Genomic DNA, 23,781 nt, shown 5'->3' with positions numbered 1-23,781 from the left:
GTTCGGGCGAGGGCGCGTACCGGGTCGCCTGAGCCGTCCGCCGTCCGCCGTCCGGGGTCGGGCGCGGCGGCCGATCACATGCGGATGGTCATCGCCCGGTGATGGGGAACGCAGGGTTCAGCCCGGCGCCCGCAAGCGGTTTCTCCGAGAGCGCGTACAGGCGGGGCCCCGGCTCCGGGCCCGCCTCGATATGCGCCGGGCGAGCCGGCGCAGGAAGCGGGATTCCGCTCGGCCGGTCAGGGGGCGGTTGCCGGTACCGCGGCCTCCCATGCGTAGCCGTCCGGGTCGGTGAAGGTTCCGGCGTCGCCGCCGATGGTGAGGCGGTGGGATCCGGTGCCGTCGGGAGCCACGCCGACGTCCTTGGCCAGGGCGCGGCGGCGGTACAGGGCCGGCTTGACCGGGCCCGCTCCGGCGGCGAACTCGACGTAGACGCGGCTGAAGCTCTTCGCCACGACCAGGCCCCGCTCGACGTAGAAGCGCTTGCTCGCGACGACGTCCGCGACGCCGAGCAGGAGCACGATGTCGTCGATGGTCCGGGTGGCGGGGCCGGTGTTCTTCTTCTCCGAGGTGGCGACCTTCCAGATCGTCCCGTCCGGTGCCCGGACGACACCGCCGTAGCCCCACAGCGACTTCGTCGCGGGCTTCAGCGACGTGGCGCCGCCCTCCAGGGCCGCGCCGATCAGGGCGTCGACGTCGGCCGGCTGGGACACCGTGAGCGCCAGTGCGAACCCACGGAAGCCGGTCGTGGGCGCATTCGAGGCGCGCAGGCGCAGCTGCGTGTCCAGACCGAACGCGGTCGCGTAGAAGTGGTGGGCGGCCGAGGGGTCGGCCACGTCGAGGGTCACGGAAGCGATGGTTGCCATGCCCATCACGCTAGGTGTGGCGATACGACCGGCGCTTCTCGAATCCTGATCGATGCGGCCGGCGCTCGCCGCGCTTGCCGCACTCGCCGTGCCGGAACGCGCGCGGGCGGCCCGGGTCGGCCGCTCGTCCGCGCGGGCGCCCTCCCCGGGCCGGCGGCGACCCGTCGGCGGCCATGGAGTCGCCGGCCTCGTCCAGGGCCTTGCCGAGGGTGCGGACGGCGGCATCGGGCATGTCGATCGGGCCCGCCACCGGGGTGCGCGCCGGACCCGGCTGCGGCCCCGGCGCATGGTCTTCGGCGCGTGCGGGGAGTGTGGCGGGGAGCGTATGGCGTGTGGGTGACGGGGTTGGTCGTACAAGCGGTGGGATCATGGTCGCATGCATGTTCGGAGTGGGAATCATGTGCTGGTGTCGGGTCGGCAGGACGGTCCCGTCCTGTTGTTGGCGCACGGGTTCGGATGCGACCTGAACATGTGGCGGTTGGTCCTGCCCGTACTGGAGGAACGATTCAAGGTGGTGCGCTTCGACCACGTGGGCGCCGGACGGTCCGACCCCGCCGCGTGGGATGCCGAGCGATACTCCACCCTCGCGGGCTACGCCGACGACGTGCTGGCGATCTGCGCGGAGACGGACCTGCGGGACGTGGTGTTCGTCGGGCACTCGGTGAGCGCCATGATCGGCGTCCTGGCGGCCATTCGTGAGCCCGAGCGCTTCGCCGGTCTGGTGCTGCTCACCCCCTCGCCGTGCTACATCGACGACGGGGACTACCGGGGCGGCTTCACCCGTGCGGACATCGACGAGCTGTTGGTCTCGCTGGACAGCAACTATCTGGGCTGGTCGGCCGCGATGGCTCCGGTGATCATGGGCAACCCGGAACGCCCCGAACTGGGCGAGGAGTTGACGAACAGCTTCTGCCGTACCGATCCCGGGATGGCCCGGGTGTTCGCGCACACCACCTTCCTGTCCGACAACCGTGCCGACCTGGCCGAGGTCACTACGCCCACCCTCGTGATCCAATGCCGCCAGGACGCGATCGCGCCGCCCGAGGTGGGTCGATTCGTCCAGGCCCAAATCCCCGGCAGCAGCCTGGTCACGCTGGAGGCCACCGGCCACTGCCCGCAGCTGAGCGCGCCCGAGGCGACCGCCGAAGCGCTCGTCGCCTTCGCGAGCGCGCGATGATGTGCGCGTCCGGGTCGGGGCCGGACGGCGGCGGTCCGAGCGGCGAAGACGGGCCTCCGAGCGGTGACGCGGCCGCCTTCGCGGCCCTGCTGGAGGACAGCGCCGAGGACCTGTACGAGCACGCACCGTGCGGCTACCTGTCCACGCTCCTGGACGGCACCATCGTCAAGGTCAACGCCACCTTGACGGGTTGGCTCGGGGCCACCCGGGAGGAACTCGTCGGCCGGCGCCGCTTCGCCGACCTGCTGACCGTCGGTGGCAGGCTCTACCACGAGACGCACTTCGCGCCCCTGCTGACCATGCAGGGCGAGATCGGCGGCGTCGCCCTCGAACTCGAGGTCACCGACGGCAGCCGCCTGCCCGTCCTGGTCACCTCCGTGGTCAAGACCGGCAGCCACGGCCAACCCCTGCTGATCCGCACGACGATCATCGACGCCCGCGATCGTCGCGCGTACGAGACCGAACTGCTGCGCGCACGCCGCGAGGCCGACCTCGAACGCGAACGCCTGCAACGCCTGGCCACCACCCTGCAACGCACCCTGCTGCCGCCGACCCTGTTCGAGGTGCCGGGCCTGGAGGTGGCCGCGTACTACCACATCGCCTCGCCCGATCGGGTCGGCGGCGACTTCTACGATCTGTTCCCGCTCGCCGACGGCCGATGGGGGTTCTTCCTCGGCGACGTGTGCGGCAAGGGCGTCGCCGCCGCGGCCGTGACCTCGCTCGCCCGCTACACGCTGCGCGCCGCGGCCGTGTACGACGCGGACCCGGTCGCGGTGCTGCGCAACCTCAACACCGTGCTCAACCACGAATACCGGGGCGAGGACCCGCGTTTCTGCACCGTGATCTTCGGCCTGATCACCCCCGACCTCGGCCCGATCACCCCCGACATGGATCCGATCACGCCCTATGCCCACGGCTGCACCATCGTGCTCGCCGCGGGCGGCCACCCACCCGCGCTGCTCCTGCGCGCCGACGGCGGCGCCGAGTTTCGGCCCACGCCCGGCGGGCAGCTCGTCGGGGTCGTTCCGGACGCGCACTTCACCACCTCGACGGTGCGCCTGGACCCGGGGGAGACGCTGCTCCTGTACACCGACGGCCTCACCGAGGCCCGCCGCCCGGGGCCGGGCCCGAAGGCCGACCGCTACGGCGAGGACGCCCTGTTCGACTTCGCCGCCGCGCTGGCACCGGTGGGCGCCCGCGCCGCGGTGGACGCGGTCACCGACCTCCTGGCCTCCTTCGGCTCGGGTCTGGACGACGACGCCGCGGTGCTGGCACTGGGTGTGCCCCCTCGGCGCGAGGGGGAAGCGGCGCCGTCGCGCGGCTGACGACATGCGCGGGGCGGGCCTGCACCCCGCGATTTAAGTAGACACTGTCTACGCATCTGGTAGACAGTGTCTACACATGTTGGTAGACAGTGTCCATGGCACAGGAAGACTCCCTTCGGGAACGGCTGATCGACGTCGGTGTGGACGTCGTCATGACGGACGGCATCGCCGCACTGGGGCTGCGTGAGATCGCCCGCCGTGCGGGCGTGTCGCACGGGGCTCCGCGCAGATACTTCGCCACCCACCACGAGCTGCTCTCGGCGATCGCCCGGCGCGGATTCGCGGACCTGGGTGCACGGTTCGAGGTCGCCACCGCCGCGGTCGCGGCACCGCGCCGCCGGCTGGAGGCGCTCGCCCGGACCTACGTCGGGTACGCGCTGGAACACCGCGGCATGTTCGAGCTGATGTTCCGGCACGACCTGCTCGACAGCGGGCCCCACGCATCGCCCGGACCCCGGCTCCGGGAGTCCACACTCCCGCTGTTCGAGACCATCGTCGCGCTCATCGCCGAATGCCGGGCCGAGCGGGAAAGCGCACACCGGGGCGGCGGGCGGGACACCGCGCGCGGCGACGACGCCGCCCCGCCACCGGCGGTGACCGCCGCCGCGCTCTGGTCGAACCTGCACGGCATCGCCCAGCTGTGGGTCTGGGACAGCCTGCAACTCGCCCTCGACACCCCGTCGGCAGAGGCAGCCCCCGACGGCGGCCGGCTCGAACTGCTCGTCACCGCGGCCCTGGACGCCCACATAGGCCCGGCGACCACGAGCCCGGCCGCTGCATGACCGAGAACCTCAGGCAACGCTTCGCGCTCGCGGTCAGCGTGGCCGGTGCGATGATCGTCGCGCTGGACGGCACCGTGCTGCTCGTGGCCCAGCCCAGCCTGCAGCGCGACCTCGGGGCGAGTGTGGCGCAGGTCCAGTGGACCAGTACCAGCTACCTGCTCGCGGTGGCCGGGCTGCTCGTGATCGCCGGGCGCCTGGGCGACCGATACGGGCACCCGCGGTTGATGTTCATCGGCGTCCTCGGCTTCGGAGCCGCCTCGGCCGGCATCGCGGTCGCGCCGGACGTGCGCTGGGTGATCGCCCTGCGGGCCGTCCAGGGCGTGTTCGGCGCACTGCTGCAACCCGCCACCCTCGCACTGTTGAGGCTGACCCACGCGCCGGACCGGCTCGGAACGCCCGTCGCCATCCGTACCGGCGCGATCGGGATCGCCGCGGCGGCCGGACCGCTGCTCGGCGGCATCCTCGTCACCCAGCTGGGCTGGCGCTCGGTGTTCTGGATCAACGTCCCCGTGGCGCTCGCGATCGCGGTACTCACCCTCACCCTCCGGGTGCCGACGCCCGCCCATGCCGGATCGCAGCGGCTGGACCTGCTCGGAGCCGCCCTGCTCGCAGGCGCCCTCGCGGTCCTGGTACACACCCTGGCCGACGTGCCCGCGCACGGATGGACCGCCGCGCCGACGTGGCTCGGACTCGCCGCGACGGCGGGCGTCGCGCTGGTGCTCGTCCTGCACGAGCGCCGCGCCACGCACCCGATCGTGCCCCCGGCGGTGGCCCGGTCCGTCCCCGTGACGGCATCGATGCTGATCATGTTGCTCATCACCGGCGGCATGTTCGGGGCGCTGTTCGTGACCTCGTTCTTCGTGCAGAACGTGCTCGGGCTCGGTCCGCTCGCCACCGGTCTGCGGGTACTTCCGCTGACCGCGCCCATGGTCCTGGGCGCGCCCCTCGCGAGCGCCGCAGTGCGCCGGTACGGACCGCGCCACACCGCGATCGCCGGCGTCCTCCTCGTCGTCCTGGGCATCGTCGCCCTGTCCCGGCTCGATCCGCACAGCACCTGGCTCCTCACCTGGGCGGCCTTCATCGGGCTGGGCACGGGCTTCGCCGCCGTGATGGTCACCGCCACCGGAACCGTCGTCGGCGACGCCCCACCCGGATACGCCGGGGTCGTCGGGGGGCTCAAACAAACCGCCAACAACGTCGGTCCGACGCTGGGAATCGCCGTCGCCGCAGGCATGATGCCGGCCGAGTCGTCCGGGGCCGGACCCGCGGCTGTGACGTCCGCCTCGGCGATCGGCCCCGCCCTCCTGGTCCTGGCCGGACTCGCCGCCCTCGCCCTGGTGCCGGCGTTGCTGCTGCCGCGCGGCCGGATACCTATGCGTGACTGATTCCCCGTCGTTCCCGGGTCCCTAGGTTGGTGGTCACAAGAGAGCGCCACCACCCGATGGACCGGAACAGAGGAGCGAACCATGACCGCCTACGCCATCGCCAACCTGCGGAACGCCACCCCGCACCCCGAGATCGCCGACTACATCGAGCGACTGCCCGCCACCTTCGAGCCGTACGGCGGCCGCTTCCTGGTACACGTCACGCAGCACGAGGTGAAGGAGGGCAGCTGGCCCGGGAGCGTCGTGATGATCGGCTTCCCCGGGATCGTCGAGGCACGCACCTGGTGGGACTCGCCCGCGTACCAGGAGATCGCGCCGCTGCGCTCGCGGCACATCGAGGGCGACATCATCCTGATCGAGGGTGTCCCCGAGGGCTACGACCCGGCCGCCACCGCGAGGGCGATGCGCGAGGCGATGTCCGCCGAGTAGCCGTCCGGTGCGACGGCGGACACGGGCACCCGCAGGGCTCGGGGGTCGCCGGGCGGCGCGGGTCAGTCCCGGTCGTGGGTCTCCGCTTCTTCGTGGGCCGGGGCCGGGATCGGGCCGGTGGCGGCGATCATGTCCCGAAGCAGTTCGAGGACTTCGGCGTGCACGTCGTCCGGGTCGCGGTCGGTGAGCCCGGCGGCCGGGAAGACGTACGGGGCGAACACGCTCCAGGCCAGGACGGCGAGCACGGAGGTCGCGGCGACGACACGCGGGTCGTACCCGTCGCGGGTGCGGTCGGGTGACGGTCCCGCTTCCCACTCCCGTCCGACCAGTCGGGTGAGGGTTCGGATGGCCGGTGATTCGTGGGCGAACACCTTGGACGTGTCGCTGTCCAGAACGGCCCAGGCGAGCATGCGGGCGTATGCGCGCGGGTCGCGGCCCAGCCGGGCGAGGGCCGTTTCGGTGTCCTCGGCGTCGGCGAGCAGCCGGCCGCCGTGCAGGGCGGAGGTGCGGAACACCTCGGCGAGCACCGCCTCCTTCGTCCCGAAGTAGTGGTGGATCAGCCCGTAGTTGACCCCCGCCCGCCGGGCGATCTCCCGCAGCGAGACCGCAGCGGGGCTGCGTTCGTGGAAGAGCTCGGTCGCGGCGGCCAGGATCTGCTCGGGGGCGGAGGTCTCGTTCGTCATGCCGTCAGTGTGCTGGACGTCCCGGTGGCGGACATCGCCGGCTCACCCGGCGCGGCGGGCATCGGTGGACGATTCCTCAATCCGGCGGCGCGGGCCGGTATTTGGCGGCGATGGCGGCGAGCCGGCCGGGGTAGTCCTCGGGTGCGACGACGGCTTCGACGAGCACGAGTCGGTCGGGATTGCGGCCGGCGGTCTCCAGGGCGGCGTCGAGTTCGGCCACGGTGGTGACTCGGGCGGTGAGGGCGTGGTCGGCGCCGAACGCGGCGGGCAGGTCGGTGTAGCGCCAGGGGGCGATGTCGTTGTACGGGGCGTCGGTGGGGTGGATGGCCCGTTCGATCGTGTAGCCCCCGTTGTTGACGACGAGGATCACCGGTGTCGCTCCCGCGCGGGCGATGGTGCCGAGTTCCTGGGCGGTCGGCTGGAACGATCCGTCGCCGATGGCGAGCAGGGTGCGCCGTTGCGGCGCGGCGATGCAGGTGCCGAGTGCGGCGGGCAGGGTGTAGCCGATGGACGACCACAGGACTTGGCCGACGACGGTGACTCCGGCGGGCATGCGGGTGTCGACGATGCCGAAGAAGGACGTGCCCTGTTCGGCGACGACCACGTCGCCGGGGCGAACGAGTGCGGCGAAGCGGTCCCACAGCGCGGCCTGGGTGAGCGGCTCGTGCGGCGCGCGGACCCGCGTGGCGCGGGCCGGGAGTCGTGGCAACTTCCCGCGTACGCCGCTCTTGGCGATGTCGGTGAGCACCGCGAGCGCATCCGTCATGGGCAGACCGGGAAACTCGGTGTCCCCGATGCGCGACGCGTACGGTCCGACGTCGATCGTCCGGCCGGCCGGGAAGTGGTGGGTGAAGCCGCCGGAGTTGCCGTCGCTGATGAGCACGCCGACGGCGATGAGACAGTCGGCGTCCTCGACGAGGGGGCGCGTGGCCGGCCCGCTGCCGGCTCCCACGTACATCCCGGCGAAGGTCGGGGCGCTCTCGTCGACGACCCCCTTGCCCATGTTCATGACGGCGGCGGGAAACGGGCCCGCAGCGATGAGGTCGGCCAGCGCCTCGTGAGCGCCGTGCCGTTCGACGAGGTGGTCGGCGAGTACGGCGGGGCGCGATGCGTGGGCGAGCAGCGCCGCGGCCCGCGCGCGGAAAGCGTCGGTCAGTGGGGCCTGTGGCGGGACCGCGTCGGGAAGCAGAGGCTCGTCGGGTTGCGGCGCGGGGTGGTCGACCAGGTCGCAGGGGAGCGCGATGCGCACCGGGCGCTTGTGCGTCCAGCAGGCGCGCAGGACCCGGTCCATCTCGACGGCGGCGTCCGCGGCGGTCAGGGTGACCCGGTCGCAGGTGACCTCGGCGTGCATGCGTTCGAAGCGGCCGAAGTCGCCATCCGCCATGGTGTGGTGCACGGGGAGCCGGGCGTGCACGGCTCGGGTGGACGGTGCGCCGACGATCTGCACGACGGGAACGGACTCGGCGTAGGAGCCGCCGATGCCGTTGATCGCGCCGAGTTCGCCGACGCCGAAGGTGGTGACGAGGGCGCCTGCTCCGCGCAGCCGCGCGTAGCCGTCCGCGGCGTAGGCGGCGCCGAGTTCGTTGCAGGTGCCGACGAAGGCGAGTTCCGAGGCGTACACGCGGTCGAGGAAGTCGAGGTTGTAGTCGGCGGGCACGCCGAACAGGTGCTCGATGCCGAGTTCGCGGAGGCGGGTGACGAGCCGGGCGGCGATGGTGGTCATCGGGCACTCTCCGCGGGGTCCGCGCCGAGTGCGGGGTCCGCCATGCCGAGCATCGCGAGCGCGTTGCCGCGCGTGATCCTGAGGTCCGGTGGTTCGACGACGTGGTCGTCGACGGAGACGACGAGCGGGAGTTCACGGGTCACGGGGGGCCTCCATGCTGGGCGGGCGGCGCTCGGAGCGCCGGGTTAGCCAATGGCTAACCCGACGAGAAGTCAAGGGCTCCGATCGCCCTTGACTTCGCCCGCGGGGCACGCGACGGTGACCGTTAGCCATTGGCTAACCGATGGTGGAGCGCCTGCGAGGAAAGGTGGGGTACATGTACGACCTGGTCATCCGAGGCGGCACCGTGGTCGACGGCTCGGGCCTGCCCGGCTACCGCGCCGACGTCGGCATCACCGCCGGGCGCATCACCCGGATCGGCCGCATCCTCGACCTGGCGTTGGAGAGCGACTTCCACCGGATGTTCATCCAGGCCGTGGTCAGCGACGATCCCGCGGACCCGCTGCCGGTCATGCGCCACCCCCGCACGGTGATGACCTTCACCGACAGCGGGGCGCACGTCGGCTCCATGGCGGACGCACCCCTGCACACGCTGCTGCTGGGCCACTGGGTGCGGGAACAGCGAGCCTTCACGTTCGAGGAGGCGATCCGCATGGTCACCTACGCTCCGGCCGCGGCCTGGGGCTTCCCCGACCGCGGCCTGCTGCGCGAAGGACTCGCCGCCGACCTCAACGTCATCGACCCGGACACGGTCGCCCCGCTGATGCCGGAAGTCGCGTACGACATCCCGGGCGGCGCGTACCGCCTCCGTCAGCGTGCGACCGGCATCGCCGCCACCGTGGTGTCCGGCGAAGTCGCCTTCCGCGAAGGCGTCCACACCGGCGCCCTGCCGGGACGCCTCCTGCGCGGCCCCCTGGCACCGATCACGAACCGCCCCGGTCGTCGGCGGTGAAGACGACGTCCACCCCGGAAGTCGGAACCGCACCCACCGTCGGCTTGGGCAGGTGGGTCGGGCGCCTGGTGGGCCGGCGGGGGTGGGTCAGCGGCCGGTGTGGCGATCCAGGTGGTCGATCAGGGCCGCCTCCTTGCGGAGCAACCGAGTTCGCTCGTCGGCGGGAAGCGACGCGAGCGCGTCGACGAGCGGGAGGGTGCGGGGGACGTACACCATCGCGCCGATGTAGATCCGGCACTCGGGACACCAGGCCAGGCCGATGCACCGCTCGAACATCGCGGATTCGGGCGGGTGGCGGCGGAATCGGTAGGTGCGCACGGTCGTTCCGCAGGCTGCGCAGGCCTGTCGGTCCCCGTGCTCGACGGTGTCCAGGGTCGAGACCTTGGTCCACCCCCGCCGTGCGCCCGGTGCTCTTCAAGTCGTCATGCGCTTCACTCTCCCACGACCCGCGCCCACCGATCCCGGTGGGCGGGGCCGTAGTTGGTGGCGGGCGCGTCGGGGCGCGTCCGGCGGCTTCGGTGGTTACGGGCGGGGGGCGGGGGACTCGGGGTGTGGGGTGGTGCGTTCGCGCCAGGCGCGTTCCCATTGGCGGGTCAGCGCCGGGTAGACGATCAGGTGGCGAAAGGGTGCGATGGCGGCCATGTAGAGCCTGCCGAGGCGGCCGTTGGGCTTGACCAGGACGGCCATGTGCAACTCGTGGTCGCCGTCGTCGGTGGGCACCCAACCCAGGTGCATCACGGCGTGACAGGTCTTGTTCGCCAGTTCCTGGGCGGCCTCGTCGGCCAACTCGTACATCGGGGTGAACGGGCTGCCGCCGGCCTTCGAGGCGTCCACGGTCTCGGTCAGATCCTCGGGGAGGCGGTCGCGCAGCGGTCGAACCCGCTCTCCCAGGCTCGCCGCGGCTTCGTCCCAGCCGAGGAGGGCACCGAGCTTCCAGCGCACCGCGAAGAGGAACCGGGCCGGAGGGGCCTGTTTGCCGAATCCGCCGCGGCTGCGCATCGCGGTGAGCATGGTGGGGAAGTCGGCCGGTCCGGCGCCGGGAGTGCGGTAGGACCACACGTCCTCGACCCGGAAGTCACGGGTGAACTCGTGGATCCGCCACGGGTGTTCGGTGTGGGCCGTGCGGGCAAGCCTCATGGCTGCGGCCTTCCTGGGGTGGGGCGGTGTCTCCCCACCTGTTATACGCTTGCGTATAAGACAAGGCAAGATCGACTATGCGGTTGCGTATATCGGGGTCGAAGAGTGGAAGAGTGAGGTGGCACACCGTGGGCGTTGCTCGCACGCCGCGCGACAGATGGGTCGAGGAAGGTCTGCGAGCCCTGGCCGACGGCGGCCCGGACGCCGTCCGGGTCGAGGCACTGGCGAAACGCCTCGGCGTCACCAAGGGCGGGTTCTACGGCTATTTCGCCGACCGCGACGCGCTCCTGGCGGCGATGCTCGACACCTGGGAACGCGAGAGCACCGACGAGGTGATCGAGCAGGTCGAACGCGAGGGCGGCGACCCCAGAACCAAGGCCCGGCGTGCCGGCATGCTCACCTTCTCCGACGACCGGCTGCTGCCCATCGACCTCGCGGTCCGCGACTGGGCCCGCCGCGACGAGGCGGTCGCCGAGCGCCTGCGACGCGTGGACAACCGACGCATGGACCTGCTCCGCGAAATGTTCGGCACCTTCTGCTCCGACCCCGACGAGGTCGAGGCCCGCGGCCTGATCGCCTTCTGCGTGGCGATCGGACACCACTCCCTCGCCGCCGACCACCAGGGCCGCACCCGCGCCGAGGTCCTCGCCCGCGCCGCCGACCTGATCATGGACAACACCCGCGACCGGTAGCGGGGCGGCGGCCCGGTCGGACGGCGCCGAGCAGGCACCGGAGGTTCACACCGTCGAGGTTCGGTCGGCACCCGACGCGGCCGTGAGCGATCGGAGCGCTATACGGTGCTCGGATGATCATCCCCCTGCCGCCCGGCGAGTTCCGTGCCTACCTGTTCGACTGCGACGGCACCATCGCCGATTCGATGCCCTTGCACTACCGGGCCTGGAAGCAAGCGCTGGACGAGTGGGGCTGCTCCTTCCCCGAGGACCTCTTCTACGCCTGGGGCGGCCGGACGGTGGCGGGCATCATCGCCTCGCTCAACCGGGACCAGGGGCTGGACATGCCGGTCGAGGCCGTCGCGCAGCGTCGCGAACTCCTGTTTCGTGAACTGCTGCCGCAGGTGACCGTCGTACCGGGGGTGCTTCCGCACATCGACGACGCCTGCGGACGCATACCCACGGCCGTCGTCTCCGGCAGCACCCGCGATTCCGTCACCGCGTCGCTGACCGCACTGGGCCTGCTCGACAGGTTCGACGTACTGGTGTGCGCCGGCGACTACGCCAGGGCCAAGCCCGACCCCGAGGGGTTCCTCAAGGCCGCCGAGCACCTGGGCGTGCCGGCGCGGGAGTGCCTGGTGTTCGAGGACACCGACCTGGGGATCCGGGCCGCCACCGCCGCGGGCATGGCCTCCGTCCGCGTTCCGCAGCCCGGGCGGGGCTGAACGGCACCACGACCCGCCGTCACAGCCGGTCGAAGAGTCCCAGCAGGGCACGCGACATCGCCGTCTCCGGATCCGCGAGATCCAGGACCACGTCGAAGTGATTGCGCTCCGGCACGACCAACAACTCCGTGCCCCAGTGCGCCGCGAACGCGCGCGACTGCTCGGTGAAACCGCTCGCCTCCTGCCGGGCCATCACCGTGACACCGGGCATCCGGGGCCGCGCCCCCAGGACGAGCGGGCTCAGCGCGGCCGCACGCTCCTCGTCGAACCTCAACCACTCGTTGGCCCGGGTACGCACCAGGGGCCGGACGTCGAACAATCCGCTGATCGGGAACCCGGCCGCGACCACGTCCTCGGGAAGGCCGACCTCGGCCTGCCAGCCGTCGACCATCGTCATCGCGGCCAGGTGACCCCCCGCCGAACTGCCGCCCACGACCAGCCGCGAACGATCCAGCCCGTACCGCGCTCCCTCGTGGTACACCCACGCGATCGCCGCGCGCACCTGCCGGGTGATCTCCTCCAGGGTCGCTCGCGGAGCCAACGTGTAGTCCGGCACGACGGTCGCCACGCCACGCTCGGCCAACATGCGCGCCGCGAAGGCCGAGTCCGCGCGCGACAACGCCCGCCAATAGCCGCCGTGCACGAACACGAACACCGGGCGCGGCGCCTCCTCCGAGCCGGGCCCCCAGACATCCAGCCGCTCCCCGCTCGGGGCGTCGTAGACCAGGCCCGTCACGCCCGGCAGATCGGTGACCGCCCGCACCGACTCCGCTCGGTAGCGCTCCATCAACCGGGCGAACCGTTCCGGCCCCACCGTCGCCCGGGCATCGAACGCGACGTCCAACTCGGCGTCCACATTCACCGCGTCCCTATTCGCCGGGTTCACGTCCATGTCCACGTTCGCGTCACTCATGCGCCGACACCCCCGCGAACCCCGCCACGGTCCGGGTGACCGCCTCGGGTGACCTACACGCGCCGTTCGGTGTCGGCAACGCCGGGCGGCCCGAACCTTCGCGTCGCTCGGCGGTGTCGTCGCGGTCGATGGCGGGTCTGCCCAGGGTTACGGTCCGCACGGCCCGGCACTTCCTTCCCGATCGGCACTGACTGACAAGCATTCAGGCAGCCTGTCCGGTTGGCGCATGCCGATCAAATGCCTTTCCCGGAGAGCTGCATGCCGTGATGGGTATGGGGAAGCCAGTCCTCTCCGTCCCTTCCGGCGCCACACGGCACGGCGACGCTCGCCCGAACCGCCGCCGGGTCCGTGTCCCGGCGGCCGTCCGATCGTTGCGCCCATGAGGTCTTGTCCATATGCCGGAAGGAATTCCCCATGCGCCGCATCTGCACGGCCGCCGCCCTGGCCGCGACCGCGTTGACGCTGGGATCGGCCGCCGCCCACGCCGCCGCACCCAAACCACCGGTCTTGGACCGGCTCGCCAACTTCGACCCCTCCGGGCTGGGCCACACCGTGGACGGGCCGGCACAGAAGGTGGCCGGCATCGTGACGACGCCGAACACCCGGCGGTGATCGACCCGACCGGCCGGCGCTGATCGCCGGGCCGCTACGGCGGGCGTGACGGGCCGTGCGGGAACCGGCGACGGGGCCCGCACGGCCACCGCCGAAAGGCACCGCCCGGAGGGCCGCGTCGCCGCCGGGTCGCTCCGCAGGTCGATTCCGGCCGCCGATACAGTACGTGGATGGTGAACCCACGGGAGCAGATTCTTGCCGAGCTCGGCGTCAAGGCGACCATCGTGCCCAAGGTCGAGATCCGGCAGCGGGTCGACTTCCTCAAGCACTACCTGAGGTCGACCCCGGCCAAGGGCTACGTGCTGGGGATCAGCGGCGGCCAGGACAGCACGCTGGCCGGCCGGCTGTGCCGGCTCGCGGCCGAGGAACTGCGGGCCGAGGGGCACGAGGCCACGTTCGTCGCCGTACGGCTGCCCTACGGGGTGCAGGCCGACGAGCACGACGCGCAGATCGCACTGGAGTTCATCCGGCCCGACCGGTCGATCACGGTCAACGTCAAGCCCGGCGCGGACGCCGTCGCCGCCGAGGTGGCACTCGGCCTGGGGGACTCGTCCCATGACGCGCCCGGGCTGCGCGACTTCGTACGCGGCAACATCAAGGCGCGCGAGCGCATGGTGATCCAGTACTCGATCGCCGGCCAGCTGGGTCTGCTCGTCGTGGGCACCGACCACGCGGCCGAGGCGGTGACCGGCTTCTTCACCAAGTACGGCGACGGGGGTGTCGACATCACCCCGCTGACCGGGCTGACCAAGCGCCAGGGCGCCGTGCTGCTGCAGGAGTTGGGGGCACCGCCGAGCGTCTGGGAGAAGGTGCCCACCGCCGACCTCGAGGACGACCGGCCCGCGCTGCCGGACGAGGTGGCCCTCGGTCTGACGTACAGCCAGATCGACGACTACCTCGAAGGTCTCGACGTCGCCCCGGAGGTGGCGGAGAGGCTGGAGTCCATCCACCGCGCGACCCGCCACAAGCGCGCCGTCCCGGTCACCCCGCTCGACGACTGGTGGCGGGACTGATCCGCCGGTAGCCACCGGACGCGCGCGGTCGCCGACCCGAGCCCGGTCGTCGCCCGGGACATTCCCCGGACGCTCCGGTGAAAAAGACTCGTGGAGGCGGCGCATCGGTTGCTATCGTCGACGACATGAAGCGCGCTGCAATGACGACGACGCCGGAGAGTGTCCCGGCGCGCTGACAGAGTTCTTGGTCAAAGCCCCGGGGCGAGTGCCCCGGGGCTTTGTCTTGCGGTCACTCGCCCGATACAGCGAACCCCCGCGAGGAGACCGCCATGCACGACCACCGCAGGCTCGGCCGCGAGCTGGATCTGTTCGACACCGACCCGCTGATCGGCGCCGGACTGCCGTACTGGCTGCCCGACGGCGCGACCGTACGGCACGCTCTGGAGGAGTACATCCGCGCCGCCGAGCGCCGGGCGGGCTACCGGCACGTCTATTCGCCGGTGCTCGGCAAGCGGGAGCTGTACGAGATCTCGGGCCACTGGTCGCACTACAGCGACGACATGTTCCCGCCGATGGACCTGGGCGGCGAGCAGGTGGTGCTGCGGCCGAGTCTGTGTCCCCACCACGCGGTGATCTTCCGCTCCCGCGCGCACAGTTACCGCGACCTGCCACTGCGCATGGCCGAGTTGGGCGCGATGTACCGCTCCGAACTCTCCGGCGTGCTCGGCGGGTTGACCCGGGTGCGGGCCATCCAACTCAACGACGCGCACATCTTCTGCACCCTGGACCAGGTCGCCGAGGAGGCGCGGGCCGCGCTGGGGATGATCGCCGACGCGTACCGGGCGCTGGGCATCACCGCGGCGCGCCATCGGCTTTCGCTGCCGGGGCCGGGCGGCAAGTACGTGGCCGCGCCCGAGATGTGGCGGCGGTCGGTCGCGCTGCTGACCCGGGTGCTCGACGACTCCGGACTCCCCTATGAGGCGGTCGAGGGCGAAGCCGCCTTCTACGGGCCCAAGATCGACGTCCAGGTCGTCGACCCGGCCGGCCGGGAGTCCACCCTGTCCACCGTCCAGGTCGACTTCCACCAACCCGAGCGATTCGACCTGGACTACATGGGCGCGGACGGCGCCAAACACCGGCCGGTGATGATCCACCGCAGCATCATCGGCAGCGTGGAACGCGCCGTCGCCCACCTCATCGAAGCGCACGGCGGCGCCTTCCCCGCCTGGCTCGCGCCCGTGCAACTGGTGGCCCTCCCGATCTCGGCGAACGAACTGCCCACCGCGCAAGCGCTCGTGGCGCGCTGCGCGGACCTGGGACTGCGGGCCGAAATCGCCGAGCCCGAGCGCGGCACCCTGGGCGCCCGCATCCGCGAGGCCCGCCTGGTTCCCTACCAGGCGGTCATCGGCGCCAAGGAAGCCGTGAACGACCACATCGCGCTACGCCTGCGCGACGGCCGCCGCCTCGACCCGCAACCCGCCGGCGACATCCTCACCCGCATCCGCGCCCTCGTGGCCGCGCACGACACCGCCCTGTGGGACCACGACGGCGAGGCCGCCTAGGCCGTGTCCGTCGGCCCGTCCGGCCTTCTTCGGGGAAGACCGGACGGGCCGGACGGTACGTGGTGGGGCGGGCGAGTGCGGCAGGCGGTGCGTTGCCGCCCGGCCGGGGCCGATGCGAACTCGGTTCACCGGATCGGGCCGGGTGCGGTGGGTCGGCCGGCGGCGGCGTAGCGGTGGGCCAAGTGTGCGAAGGCGTCCCTGAGTTCGGGCGGGCCGACGACTTCGATGTCTGCGTCGAATGCGCCGACGGCGGCGGCCAGGCCGGGCCAGGACCACGAGCCCAGCACGAGGCGGCAGCGGTCCGGGCCGAGTTCCTCGACGATGCCGTCGCGGACGTAGCGGGAGACGGCGGTGGCCGGCAGGTCCAGGATCACCTCGCCGCGGCAGGGCCGGCCGCCGGAGCCGTCGGAGTCGCGAAAGCGGCCGGCGACGAAGCCGGCCACGTCTCCACCGGGCAACTCGCGCCGGGAGAAGCGGGGTCCGGTGGGGACGCGCGGGGTGATCCGGTCCGCGCGGAAGGTGCGCCAGTCCTCGCGGTCGAGGTCCCATGCCACCAGGTACCAGCGCCCGCCCCACGTGACCAGGTGGTGCGGCTCCGCCCGGCGCGGCGGGGACGGGGCGCGGTCGCCGTCGGCTGCCGCGGAGACGGGCCCGAAAGCGGATGCGGAGGCCGGGACGTAGTCGAAGCGCAGCACCTCGCGCGCGTGCACGGCAGCGCCCAGCGCCATGAGCACGCCGCTGTCGACCGTCGAGTCCGGTCGCATCGTGGGCCGCCGCACGGCGGTGACCTGCAGGATGTCGATCCGGCGGCGCAGCCGCGGCGGCATCACCTGCCGGACGGTGGTCAGCGCCCGTGCCGCGGCCTCGTCGATCCCGACCCCGGCGGTGTCGGCGATCTGCAGCGCGACGGCAAGGGCGACGGCCTGGTCGTCGTCGAACAACAGCGGCGGCAACTCCGTGCCGGCGCCGAGCCGATAGCCGCCGTCGGGTCCCTTGAAGGCGACGATGGGATAGCCGAGTTCGCGCAGGCGATCCACGTCACGGCGCACGGTGCGCGGGCTGACCTCCAGCCGCTCGGCCAGCAGCGCCCCGGGCCAGTCCCGACGGGCCTGGAGCAGCGAGAGCAGGGAGAGCAGACGCGCTGAGGTCTTCGGCATGACTCCATCCTCTCTCCGGTAGAGGACACTCCCTGTCCTCTTCTGTTGCGATCGTTGTCTCGTGCCGAAGAACGAGAACGACCGGAAGGACCCGACCACCGTGACCCCCAAGACCACGCCCGCCACGCCCGCGACCCCCCTCGATGCCGAGCGGGCCGACCTGCTCGACGCGCTCGCCACCGCGCGGCGGAACCTGACCGGCACGGTCCGCGGGCTCGACGACGAACAGGCGGGCGCACACCCGACGGTCAGCGCGCTGTGCCTGGGCGGGCTGATCAAGCACGTGGCATCCATCGAGGAAGGATGGCTGCGCTTCGTGCTCGAAGGGCCGTCGGCCATGCCCTACGACCTGCCCGACGGTGTCACCTGGGCCGACCTCGCGGCGGGCACCGCACGCGAGGTCCCGCAGTGGGCGATCGACCACGCCAACGGCTTCCTGATGTTGCCCGGCGAGACGCTCGACGGCATCCTCACGCGCTACGAGCAGGTCGCCGCCCGGACCGAGGAAGTCGTGGCGACCGTGCCCGACCTGTCCGCCACGCACCCGCTGCCCCGGGCGCCCTGGCACGAGCCGGACGCGGTACGCAGCGTGCGCCGGGTGCTGATGCACGTCATCGCCGAGACCGCCCAGCATGCCGGGCACGCGGACATCCTGCGCGAGACGCTCGACGGGCAGACGTCGATGTGATCGAGGACCGGCCCGCCTTGACCGCGGGCCGTCGTGCGGGCCGGTGCCGCCGGGTGCAAACCGCGGCGTCACCGGTCCCTCGACACCTCCGGGACGAGGAACCGGCCGAACGGGTACCGGACCCGCGCGACCGCAGATCCGCCCTCGGCCGCATCCCCCCGGGCCGCGCCCGACCGTACGATTCCCGGACGCCCACCCGGCGCGCGACGCGGCCCGCCGTCATGTGGGCGCTGCCCCGGCCCCGACCCACGGGCGAACACCCGGGCGGGCCGCGAAACCTCGACGGCACTCGAATCCCGCACGACGACATCGAAGGAAACGGCGCCCCCGTGAACACGCGCGAGCCGACCCGACCCGGTGGACCGCTGCGCCCCCGGTCCGACGACCACCCCGCCGACCGCCGCCCCACCGCCCATGGCTCCACCGACGACCGCTCCAGTGCCCGCGGCTCCGCCGACGGCCGTCACCGCCGGGTTCACCATCCCGACGACGGGCGCACCCGCGTGGCCGGCGAGGAGCGTGCCGCGCGATGACCGCGACGACCGTCCTCGACACCCGGGCGCTCAACCGCGCCACGCTCGCCCGGCAGTTGCTCCTCGATCGCGCCGAACTCCCCGTCCTCGACGCCGTCGCCCATCTCGCCGGCCTACAGGCGCAGGAACCGCAGGAGCCCTTCGTCGGACTCTGGTCGCGGCTGCACGCCTTCGACCCGGCGACGCTCTCCGACCTGCTCGTCGAGCGGCGCGTGGTGCGGACCCACCTGATGCGCCGTACCGTCCATCTGGTCACCGCCGACGACGCCCTGGCCTGGCGCGCCCGCCACGACACCATGCTGCGCCAACGTGTCCTCGGCACCTACCGCAGCGAACTCGACGGAGTCGACCTCGACGAACTCGCCGCAGCGGGCCGGGCGATCATGGCCGACGGCGAACCTCGCACGATGACCGAACTCGTCCGCGCCCTCTCCGAACGCCGGCCGACCCCACACCCGCGCGCACTGGGGGAGATGCTGATCGCCGCCCTCGTGCCGATGGTGCAACTGCCACCGCGCGGGCTCTGGCGCACCAGGGCAGGAGTACGCAACGCACAACTCTCGTCCTGGCTGGGCCGCGAGATCGACCCGCCCTCCGCGGACGGCTCCGATCCGGTCGGCCGGGCGCTGGTCCGGCGCTACCTGGCCGCGTTCGGCCCGGCCGCCACCGCCGACCTGCGCGCCTGGAGCGGCCTCGCCGGACTCCCGGCCGCGGTCACCGCCATGCGCGAGGAGCTGATCAGCTTCCGCGACGCACAGGGCCGGGTACTGCTCGACCTCCCCGACGCGCCGCGCCCCGACCCCGACACCCCCGCCCCGGTACGCTTCCTGCCCGCGTTCGACAACGCGATCCTCGGCTACCACGACCGCACCCGGATCATCGACGACGCCCACCGCGGCCTGTCGGTCGCCGGGGCCCGCGTCGTCCTGGTCGACGGCCGCGTCGCAGCCACCTGGACCGTCGAGACCGACACCGTGGTCGTCACCCCGCTGGGCCGCCTCTCCCGAGCCGACCGCACCGCCGTAGCCGAACAGGGCCGGAAACTGGCCTCATTCCTCTCCGACCACGCCGGCACCCGAGTACGCATCGCCACTTCCCCCGGCTGAACGGTGTCCGACCGAACGGCGCCCGGAGGGGCGACTCCCGAAGGAGCGATCCCGGCCGAGCGGACCCCGACGCCCTTCGGCGGCAGTAGGGGGCGCATCTCGTTGCCCCCGTGCCGCCGTGCCGCCGCAGGAATCGACCGAACGCGAACGGGTCGCCTACCCGCCCACACTCGCCGGCCGACTCCCAACGAACCCTCCGCAGGGGCCCGGCCTCCGACGCACGACCCGCAGCCGATCACCGAACGGGAGCACCGATTGACCTTCACCCGGGGGCAGGCCCCAGCATCGATGGAGCCGGACGACGTGCCCGGCACGAGGAGGAATGGCCATGGCGCTGCTGACCATCGGGGCGTTCGCGAAGCTGTCCCGGCTCTCGCCGAAGGCGCTGCGTCTGTACGACAAGCTCGGACTGCTGCCTCCCGCCCGGGTGGACCCGACCACCGGCTACCGGTTCTACGCCCCCGAGCAACTGGAGCGGGCCCGTCTGGTGGCGTGGCTTCGCCGGCTCGGAATGCCGCTGACGCGCATCCACCGGGTGTGCGAACTGGACGCAGCCGCGGCGGCCCGGGAGATCCGCACCTTCTGGGCACAGGTCGAAGCCGACACGGCCGCACGCCGTGACCTCGCCACCTTCCTTCTCGACCACCTGTCCCGGAAGGACGCAGCCATGGCACCGACCACCCAACCCCTGCACATCCGCTACGCCGCACTGTCCGACACCGGCCTGGTCCGCACCTGCAACCAGGACACCGTGTACGCCGGACCCCGACTTCTCGCCGTGGCCGACGGCTTCGGCCCGGCCGGCGCCCCCGCAGGCGCAGCGGCCGTCGACGTCCTCAAGCGACTGGACACCGAGCACATCCCGGCGGGAGAACTCCTCAACGTCCTGGGCGACGCCATCGAGCAGGCCCGCCAGGCGGTGCACGCCGTCGCCGCGGACGACCCCGCCACCCCGGTGGCGGGTACGACCCTGACCGCGATGTTGTGGACCGGATCCCAGCCGACCCTGGTCCACATCGGCGACTCGCGCGCCTATCTCCTGCGCGACGGGGAGCTCTTCCGGATCACCCACGACCACACACTGGTGCAGGCGATGGTCGACGAGGGCCGCATCAGTGCCGACGAAGCCGCCTCCCACCCGCAGCGTTCACTGCTGATGCGTGCCCTGATCGGAAACTCTCCGGTCGCCGCCGACATACGCCGGCACGATGCCCGCGCCGGCGACCGCTACCTGCTGTGCTCGGACGGGCTGTCCTCGGTCGTCCCGTCCCAGGACATGCACCACGTCGTGTCCACCGTCGCCGACCCGGAACACGCCGTACGCGAACTCGTCGCCCTGGCCAACCACTCCGGCAGCCCCGACAACGTCAGCTGCGTGATCGCCGACGTGCTGGAACTTCGGCCGTAGCAGCGAGGTGCGCGACCGGCGTCGTGTGGGTGTCTCGGGGAGGTGGATCGCGCGGATGCGTGACTCCCGCGCAACGGTCACCGCCGGCACGGTCGCCGGTACCGTCTCGCCGTCGGGGGCTCGAGCGGCTCGGTCATGGCGCGATGCACGAAACGGCAACCCGCTGTGCCGCGTTGTTGCCGAAGCCGCCGCGGTTCCAGGACTGGGTGAGCGACTGCGTGTTACCCGCCGCATCGGTCGCCCGCACACTCAGTACATGGGTGCCGACCGTGGCCCGCCAACTCGCGCTCCACCCCCGCCAGGCCCACCGATGGTCGTCCTCCGGGTCGAGGTCCGCCGCACTCCACGTGTGCCCGTCGTCCGTGCCGACCTCGACCCGGGCCACCGCCCCGAAGCCGGACCATGCCCTTCCCCGCAGCAGCACCGGGCCGGGCCGCACCACCCGGGTCCTCGACATGAAGTCCGGAAATCCGGGCGGGATCATCAACGCCCTGGGCGCGATCCGCGTCACCGGCTCACCGGGTTCGTCCCGCTCCTGCCGATACCGATAGGCCACCGCCTGTTGGAAGCCCGCGAACGGCTCGGCGACCAGAGTGATCTCCCGCAGCCATTTGACGTGCGCCATCCCGTACCAACCCGGCACCACCAGGCGCAGCGGGCAGCCGTGTTGCGGCGGCAGCGGCAGCCCGTTCATGTCGTAGGCCACCAGCACCTCCGGCTCCGGATCGCTCCCGGTGCAGACCGCCGTCGGCAGACTGCGCCGGTAGTCCTGCTCGACGCCGCGCTCCACGCCGTGGTCGGCTCCGGCGAAGACCGCCTCGACGGCATCCGGCTCCACCCCGGCCTCCGCAAGCAGCAGGCGCAGCGGCACACCGGTCCACTCGGCGGTGCCGACCGCCTCGACCAGCCACGGTTGACTGACCGGCCGGGGCGTCAGGCGCGCCCGGCCGTTGCCCGCGCACTCAATCGTCACGCGATGGGTGACGGCCGGCAGGGATCGCAGCGTCCGCATGTCGAGGGTCAGTGGGGTCCGTACCCGCCCGCTTACCACGAGCCGCCAGTCGTCGGCCCGGGTGTCGGGGATGTCGTAGTGGGTGAGCAGGTAGTGCAATCCGGGTGGGGTCACGTCGTGGCGCAGCGCCTCCAACGGCATGCCGTGGTTGCGCGCCGCGAGCGCCAATTCCTCCGGGCTGATCCCCTCGTCCGGCCCGGCGAGTCGCCCCGGGAGGCTGATGTCGCCCATGCTCTGGTTCATGGCTTCATCGTGCGCTCCGGCCCGGGTCCGGGCATCCGCTGCGGAACCGTGCGCCTCCCGGATCGGTGGGCGGCGGGACCGGTCGGCCGACGCGGCGCGGACGCGCCGATCGGCATCGGGCGGGCCGGGCGACGAGGGCGGGTGAGCGGGCACACAGGGCACACAGGGCACGCAGGGCACGCAGGTCAGGCGGCCGGTCGGCCGAGGAACCAGTCCCTGGCCAGGTCGGCCACCGCGTCGAGGGTGCCCGGTTCCTCGAACAGATGGCCGGCCCCGGGGACGACCTCGAGGCGGTTCTCGCAGCGCAGGAAGGTGCGCGCGCGGCTGTTGAGCTCCAGTACGGCGTGATCGTTGCCGCCGACGATGAGCAGGGTCCGGGCCGTGACGGTGGGCAGATGTGCCTGGGCCAGGTCGGGCCGGCCGCCTCGGGAGACGACCGCTCCCACGTCGGTGCCGAGCTCGGCCGCCGCCCACAGTGCGGCAGCGGCGCCGGTGCTCGCCCCGAAGTAGTCCACCGCCCGCCCTCGGGTTTCGGGCCGCTCCCGGAGTTCGCGGGTGACCTCGATCAGGCGCCTGGCCAGTAGTTCGATGTCGAAGACGTTCGAGCGGGCGTGTTCCTCGTGCTCGGTGAGCAGATCGAACAGCAGCGTGCCCAGGCCGGCCCGGTTCAGCGCGGTCGCCACGTAGCGGTTGCGCGGGCTGTGTCGACTGCTGCCGCTGCCGTGCGCGAAGACGACGACGCGTTCGGCTCCTGCGGGCAGGCTCAGGTGTCCCGGAAGCCGCATGGGTCCGACCTGTAGCGGTAGCTCGACGTCGTGGTTCGCGACCCTCTCCGCTTCGGCGTTCGCCTCGGGCGGCGACTGCGCACGGCGGGCAATGGCCCGGTCGAGGCATTCGACCACCTCCTCGTCGGTGGTCTGGGAGAAGTCCGCGTAGAACTGTCCGACCGCCAGGAAACCGACCGGGTTGTGCAGGCAGACCACCTCGTCGGCGTCCCGCTCGGGTCCCTGCCCCCAGCCGGCCGGTGCGACCGGTACGGCGAGCACCACGTGCGCCGCACCTCGATCCCGAGCGGCGCGGCAGGCCGCGCGGGCGGTGGATCCGGTCGCGATGCCGTCGTCGACGACCACGACGGTTCGGCCGCCGAGTTCCAGGGGCGGCCGTTCGCCCCGGTAGCGCCGGGCACGCCGTTCCAACAGGTCCCGTTCTCGCCGTTCGATCTCCGCCAATTCGGCCTTGGAGACACCCGAGGCCCGCACGACGTGGTCGTTGAGGACGGTGACCCCCTCTTCGGCGACGGCGCCCATGCCCAGTTCCGGTTGGAAGGGGACGCCCAGTTTCCGCACCAGGCACACGTCCAATGGGGCGCGGAGCACCTCGGCCACCTCGGCGGCCACCGGCATCCCTCCCCGGGCCAGGCCGAGCACGATCAGGTCCTCGTTCTCGTCCCTGTCCCTGGAGGCCGCCAGGTGTTCCGCCAGCTTTCGTCCCGCGTCGACACGATCGGTGAAGAGCACAACTTCTTCTCCTTCCGGGCACCGGTCCCGGACGGATGGGCGGCGGGGAACCGTCTGTCGAACCCGCCTGCCGAATCCGTCTCCCCCGCTCCTTCGATTCTCCGATGTCCGCGGCCGAAGCGCCCGCCGTCCCCTGCCCGGCACGGCCTCCCCTCCGCGACGACACCGGAGCCCCCGAGCGGGTCGCCGGGCGGCTCGCCCCGCCATCGAGGTGCTCGCGGAGAG

At 72.3% G+C, this 23,781-nt stretch carries 25 protein-coding genes; 15 read left to right on the top strand and 10 right to left on the bottom strand.

Features of this window, described 5'->3' with window-relative positions; translation table 11 throughout:
* Positions 1-236: 236 nt before the first annotated feature.
* Positions 237-863 (bottom strand): glyoxalase, encoded by a 627-nt coding sequence (locus tag ACFZBU_RS12405; RefSeq protein WP_391583460.1) that lies wholly within the window; start codon positions 861-863, stop codon positions 237-239.
* Positions 864-1,239: 376 nt separating this feature from the next.
* Here ACFZBU_RS12405 and ACFZBU_RS12400 point away from each other — a divergent pair, with 376 nt between their 5' ends.
* The 5 genes from ACFZBU_RS12400 to ACFZBU_RS12380 all read left to right on the top strand — a co-directional run bounded on the left by ACFZBU_RS12400 (position 1,240) and on the right by ACFZBU_RS12380 (position 5,961).
* On the top strand, positions 1,240-2,040 hold the full coding sequence (locus tag ACFZBU_RS12400) for an alpha/beta fold hydrolase (protein WP_391583459.1): 801 nt from the start codon (positions 1,240-1,242) through the stop codon (positions 2,038-2,040).
* On the top strand, positions 2,040-3,365 hold the full coding sequence (locus tag ACFZBU_RS12395) for a PP2C family protein-serine/threonine phosphatase (protein ID WP_391583740.1): 1,326 nt from the start codon (positions 2,040-2,042) through the stop codon (positions 3,363-3,365). The genes ACFZBU_RS12400 and ACFZBU_RS12395 overlap by 1 nt, the downstream gene beginning before the upstream one ends.
* 95 nt (positions 3,366-3,460) lie before the next feature.
* Complete coding sequence (locus tag ACFZBU_RS12390; RefSeq protein WP_391583458.1) at positions 3,461-4,147, top strand: TetR/AcrR family transcriptional regulator; 687 nt, start codon at positions 3,461-3,463, stop codon at positions 4,145-4,147.
* A complete protein-coding gene (locus tag ACFZBU_RS12385) occupies positions 4,144-5,532 on the top strand; it encodes an MFS transporter (RefSeq protein WP_391583457.1) in 1,389 nt (462 codons plus the stop codon). Before ACFZBU_RS12390 ends, ACFZBU_RS12385 begins: the two co-directional genes overlap by 4 nt.
* Before the next feature lie 81 nt (positions 5,533-5,613).
* Complete coding sequence (locus ACFZBU_RS12380) at positions 5,614-5,961, top strand: DUF1330 domain-containing protein (protein WP_391583456.1); 348 nt, start codon at positions 5,614-5,616, stop codon at positions 5,959-5,961.
* Positions 5,962-6,023: 62 nt separating this feature from the next.
* Here ACFZBU_RS12380 and ACFZBU_RS12375 read toward each other — a convergent pair whose 3' ends face one another.
* The 3 genes from ACFZBU_RS12375 to ACFZBU_RS12365 form a co-directional block, all read right to left on the bottom strand.
* Positions 6,024-6,644, bottom strand: a complete 621-nt coding sequence (locus ACFZBU_RS12375; RefSeq protein WP_391583455.1) for a TetR/AcrR family transcriptional regulator — start codon at positions 6,642-6,644, stop codon at positions 6,024-6,026.
* 76 nt (positions 6,645-6,720) lie between these two features.
* Complete coding sequence (locus ACFZBU_RS12370; protein WP_391583454.1) at positions 6,721-8,367, bottom strand: alpha-keto acid decarboxylase family protein; 1,647 nt, start codon at positions 8,365-8,367, stop codon at positions 6,721-6,723.
* Positions 8,364-8,510 (bottom strand): hypothetical protein, encoded by a 147-nt coding sequence (locus ACFZBU_RS12365; RefSeq protein ID WP_391583453.1) that lies wholly within the window; start codon positions 8,508-8,510, stop codon positions 8,364-8,366. Before ACFZBU_RS12365 ends, ACFZBU_RS12370 begins: the two co-directional genes overlap by 4 nt.
* A 173-nt stretch (positions 8,511-8,683) precedes the next feature.
* On the opposite strand from ACFZBU_RS12365, the gene ACFZBU_RS12360 reads away from it, so the two are divergent.
* Positions 8,684-9,319: an amidohydrolase family protein gene (locus tag ACFZBU_RS12360; RefSeq protein WP_391583452.1), complete on the top strand. Its 636-nt coding sequence runs from the start codon at positions 8,684-8,686 to the stop codon at positions 9,317-9,319.
* 87 nt (positions 9,320-9,406) lie between these two features.
* On the opposite strand, the gene ACFZBU_RS12355 is transcribed toward ACFZBU_RS12360, so the two are convergent.
* Together ACFZBU_RS12355 and ACFZBU_RS12350 are read right to left on the bottom strand one after the other, a co-directional pair.
* Positions 9,407-9,637: a hypothetical protein gene (locus ACFZBU_RS12355; RefSeq protein WP_391583451.1), complete on the bottom strand. Its 231-nt coding sequence runs from the start codon at positions 9,635-9,637 to the stop codon at positions 9,407-9,409.
* Between the two features lie 204 nt (positions 9,638-9,841).
* A complete protein-coding gene (locus ACFZBU_RS12350) occupies positions 9,842-10,456 on the bottom strand; it encodes a DUF2867 domain-containing protein (RefSeq protein WP_391583450.1) in 615 nt (204 codons plus the stop codon).
* A gap of 128 nt (positions 10,457-10,584) precedes the next feature.
* Here ACFZBU_RS12350 and ACFZBU_RS12345 point away from each other — a divergent pair, with 128 nt between their 5' ends.
* Both ACFZBU_RS12345 and ACFZBU_RS12340 read left to right on the top strand, forming a co-directional pair.
* The gene (locus ACFZBU_RS12345; protein ID WP_391583449.1) at positions 10,585-11,148 is read left to right on the top strand and encodes a TetR/AcrR family transcriptional regulator; all 564 of its coding nucleotides are present in this window, start codon (positions 10,585-10,587) and stop codon (positions 11,146-11,148) included.
* Positions 11,149-11,261: 113 nt separating this feature from the next.
* The gene (locus ACFZBU_RS12340) at positions 11,262-11,852 is read left to right on the top strand and encodes an HAD family hydrolase (RefSeq protein ID WP_391583448.1); all 591 of its coding nucleotides are present in this window, start codon (positions 11,262-11,264) and stop codon (positions 11,850-11,852) included.
* 19 nt (positions 11,853-11,871) lie between these two features.
* On the opposite strand, the gene ACFZBU_RS12335 is transcribed toward ACFZBU_RS12340, so the two are convergent.
* A complete protein-coding gene (locus tag ACFZBU_RS12335) occupies positions 11,872-12,765 on the bottom strand; it encodes an alpha/beta hydrolase (protein ID WP_391583447.1) in 894 nt (297 codons plus the stop codon).
* A 414-nt stretch (positions 12,766-13,179) separates the two neighbouring features.
* Here ACFZBU_RS12335 and ACFZBU_RS12330 point away from each other — a divergent pair, with 414 nt between their 5' ends.
* From ACFZBU_RS12330 to thrS, 3 genes are all read left to right on the top strand, one after another.
* Positions 13,180-13,377, top strand: coding sequence for a hypothetical protein (locus tag ACFZBU_RS12330; RefSeq protein WP_391583446.1), 198 nt, complete (start codon positions 13,180-13,182; stop codon positions 13,375-13,377).
* A gap of 170 nt (positions 13,378-13,547) precedes the next feature.
* On the top strand, positions 13,548-14,390 hold the full coding sequence (gene nadE / locus ACFZBU_RS12325; protein ID WP_391583445.1) for an ammonia-dependent NAD(+) synthetase: 843 nt from the start codon (positions 13,548-13,550) through the stop codon (positions 14,388-14,390).
* Positions 14,391-14,608: 218 nt separating this feature from the next.
* Positions 14,609-15,892, top strand: a complete 1,284-nt coding sequence (gene thrS / locus ACFZBU_RS12320) for a threonine--tRNA ligase (protein WP_391583444.1) — start codon at positions 14,609-14,611, stop codon at positions 15,890-15,892.
* Positions 15,893-16,017: 125 nt separating this feature from the next.
* Here thrS and ACFZBU_RS12315 read toward each other — a convergent pair whose 3' ends face one another.
* Positions 16,018-17,049 carry a helix-turn-helix transcriptional regulator gene (locus ACFZBU_RS12315; RefSeq protein WP_391583443.1) on the bottom strand — a complete coding sequence of 344 codons (1,032 nt, stop codon included), beginning with the start codon at positions 17,047-17,049 and terminating at the stop codon, positions 16,018-16,020.
* Positions 17,050-17,149: 100 nt separating this feature from the next.
* Between ACFZBU_RS12315 and ACFZBU_RS12310 the strand changes: the two genes are divergently transcribed.
* The 4 genes from ACFZBU_RS12310 to ACFZBU_RS12295 all read left to right on the top strand — a co-directional run bounded on the left by ACFZBU_RS12310 (position 17,150) and on the right by ACFZBU_RS12295 (position 20,784).
* A complete protein-coding gene (locus ACFZBU_RS12310) occupies positions 17,150-17,737 on the top strand; it encodes a DinB family protein (RefSeq protein ID WP_391583739.1) in 588 nt (195 codons plus the stop codon).
* Between the two features lie 329 nt (positions 17,738-18,066).
* The gene (locus tag ACFZBU_RS12305) at positions 18,067-18,270 is read left to right on the top strand and encodes a hypothetical protein (RefSeq protein WP_391583442.1); all 204 of its coding nucleotides are present in this window, start codon (positions 18,067-18,069) and stop codon (positions 18,268-18,270) included.
* Entirely contained in the window at positions 18,267-19,376 is a 1,110-nt protein-coding gene (locus ACFZBU_RS12300; protein ID WP_391583441.1) for a winged helix DNA-binding domain-containing protein, read from the top strand. Before ACFZBU_RS12305 ends, ACFZBU_RS12300 begins: the two co-directional genes overlap by 4 nt.
* A 328-nt stretch (positions 19,377-19,704) precedes the next feature.
* Positions 19,705-20,784 carry a MerR family transcriptional regulator gene (locus ACFZBU_RS12295; protein ID WP_391583440.1) on the top strand — a complete coding sequence of 360 codons (1,080 nt, stop codon included), beginning with the start codon at positions 19,705-19,707 and terminating at the stop codon, positions 20,782-20,784.
* Between the two features lie 133 nt (positions 20,785-20,917).
* On the opposite strand, the gene ACFZBU_RS12290 is transcribed toward ACFZBU_RS12295, so the two are convergent.
* Together ACFZBU_RS12290 and ACFZBU_RS12285 are read right to left on the bottom strand one after the other, a co-directional pair.
* Positions 20,918-22,039 (bottom strand): sulfite oxidase, encoded by a 1,122-nt coding sequence (locus tag ACFZBU_RS12290; protein ID WP_391583439.1) that lies wholly within the window; start codon positions 22,037-22,039, stop codon positions 20,918-20,920.
* A gap of 185 nt (positions 22,040-22,224) precedes the next feature.
* Entirely contained in the window at positions 22,225-23,556 is a 1,332-nt protein-coding gene (locus ACFZBU_RS12285) for a phosphoribosyltransferase family protein (RefSeq protein WP_391583438.1), read from the bottom strand.
* Positions 23,557-23,781: the final 225 nt, after the last annotated feature.

This window comes from Embleya sp. NPDC008237 (assembly GCF_042956465.1).
Lineage (GTDB): Bacteria > Actinomycetota > Actinomycetes > Streptomycetales > Streptomycetaceae > Embleya.
The sequence above is the reverse complement of the archived record's forward strand: the minus strand, read 5'-3'. Positions and strand labels throughout refer to the sequence as shown.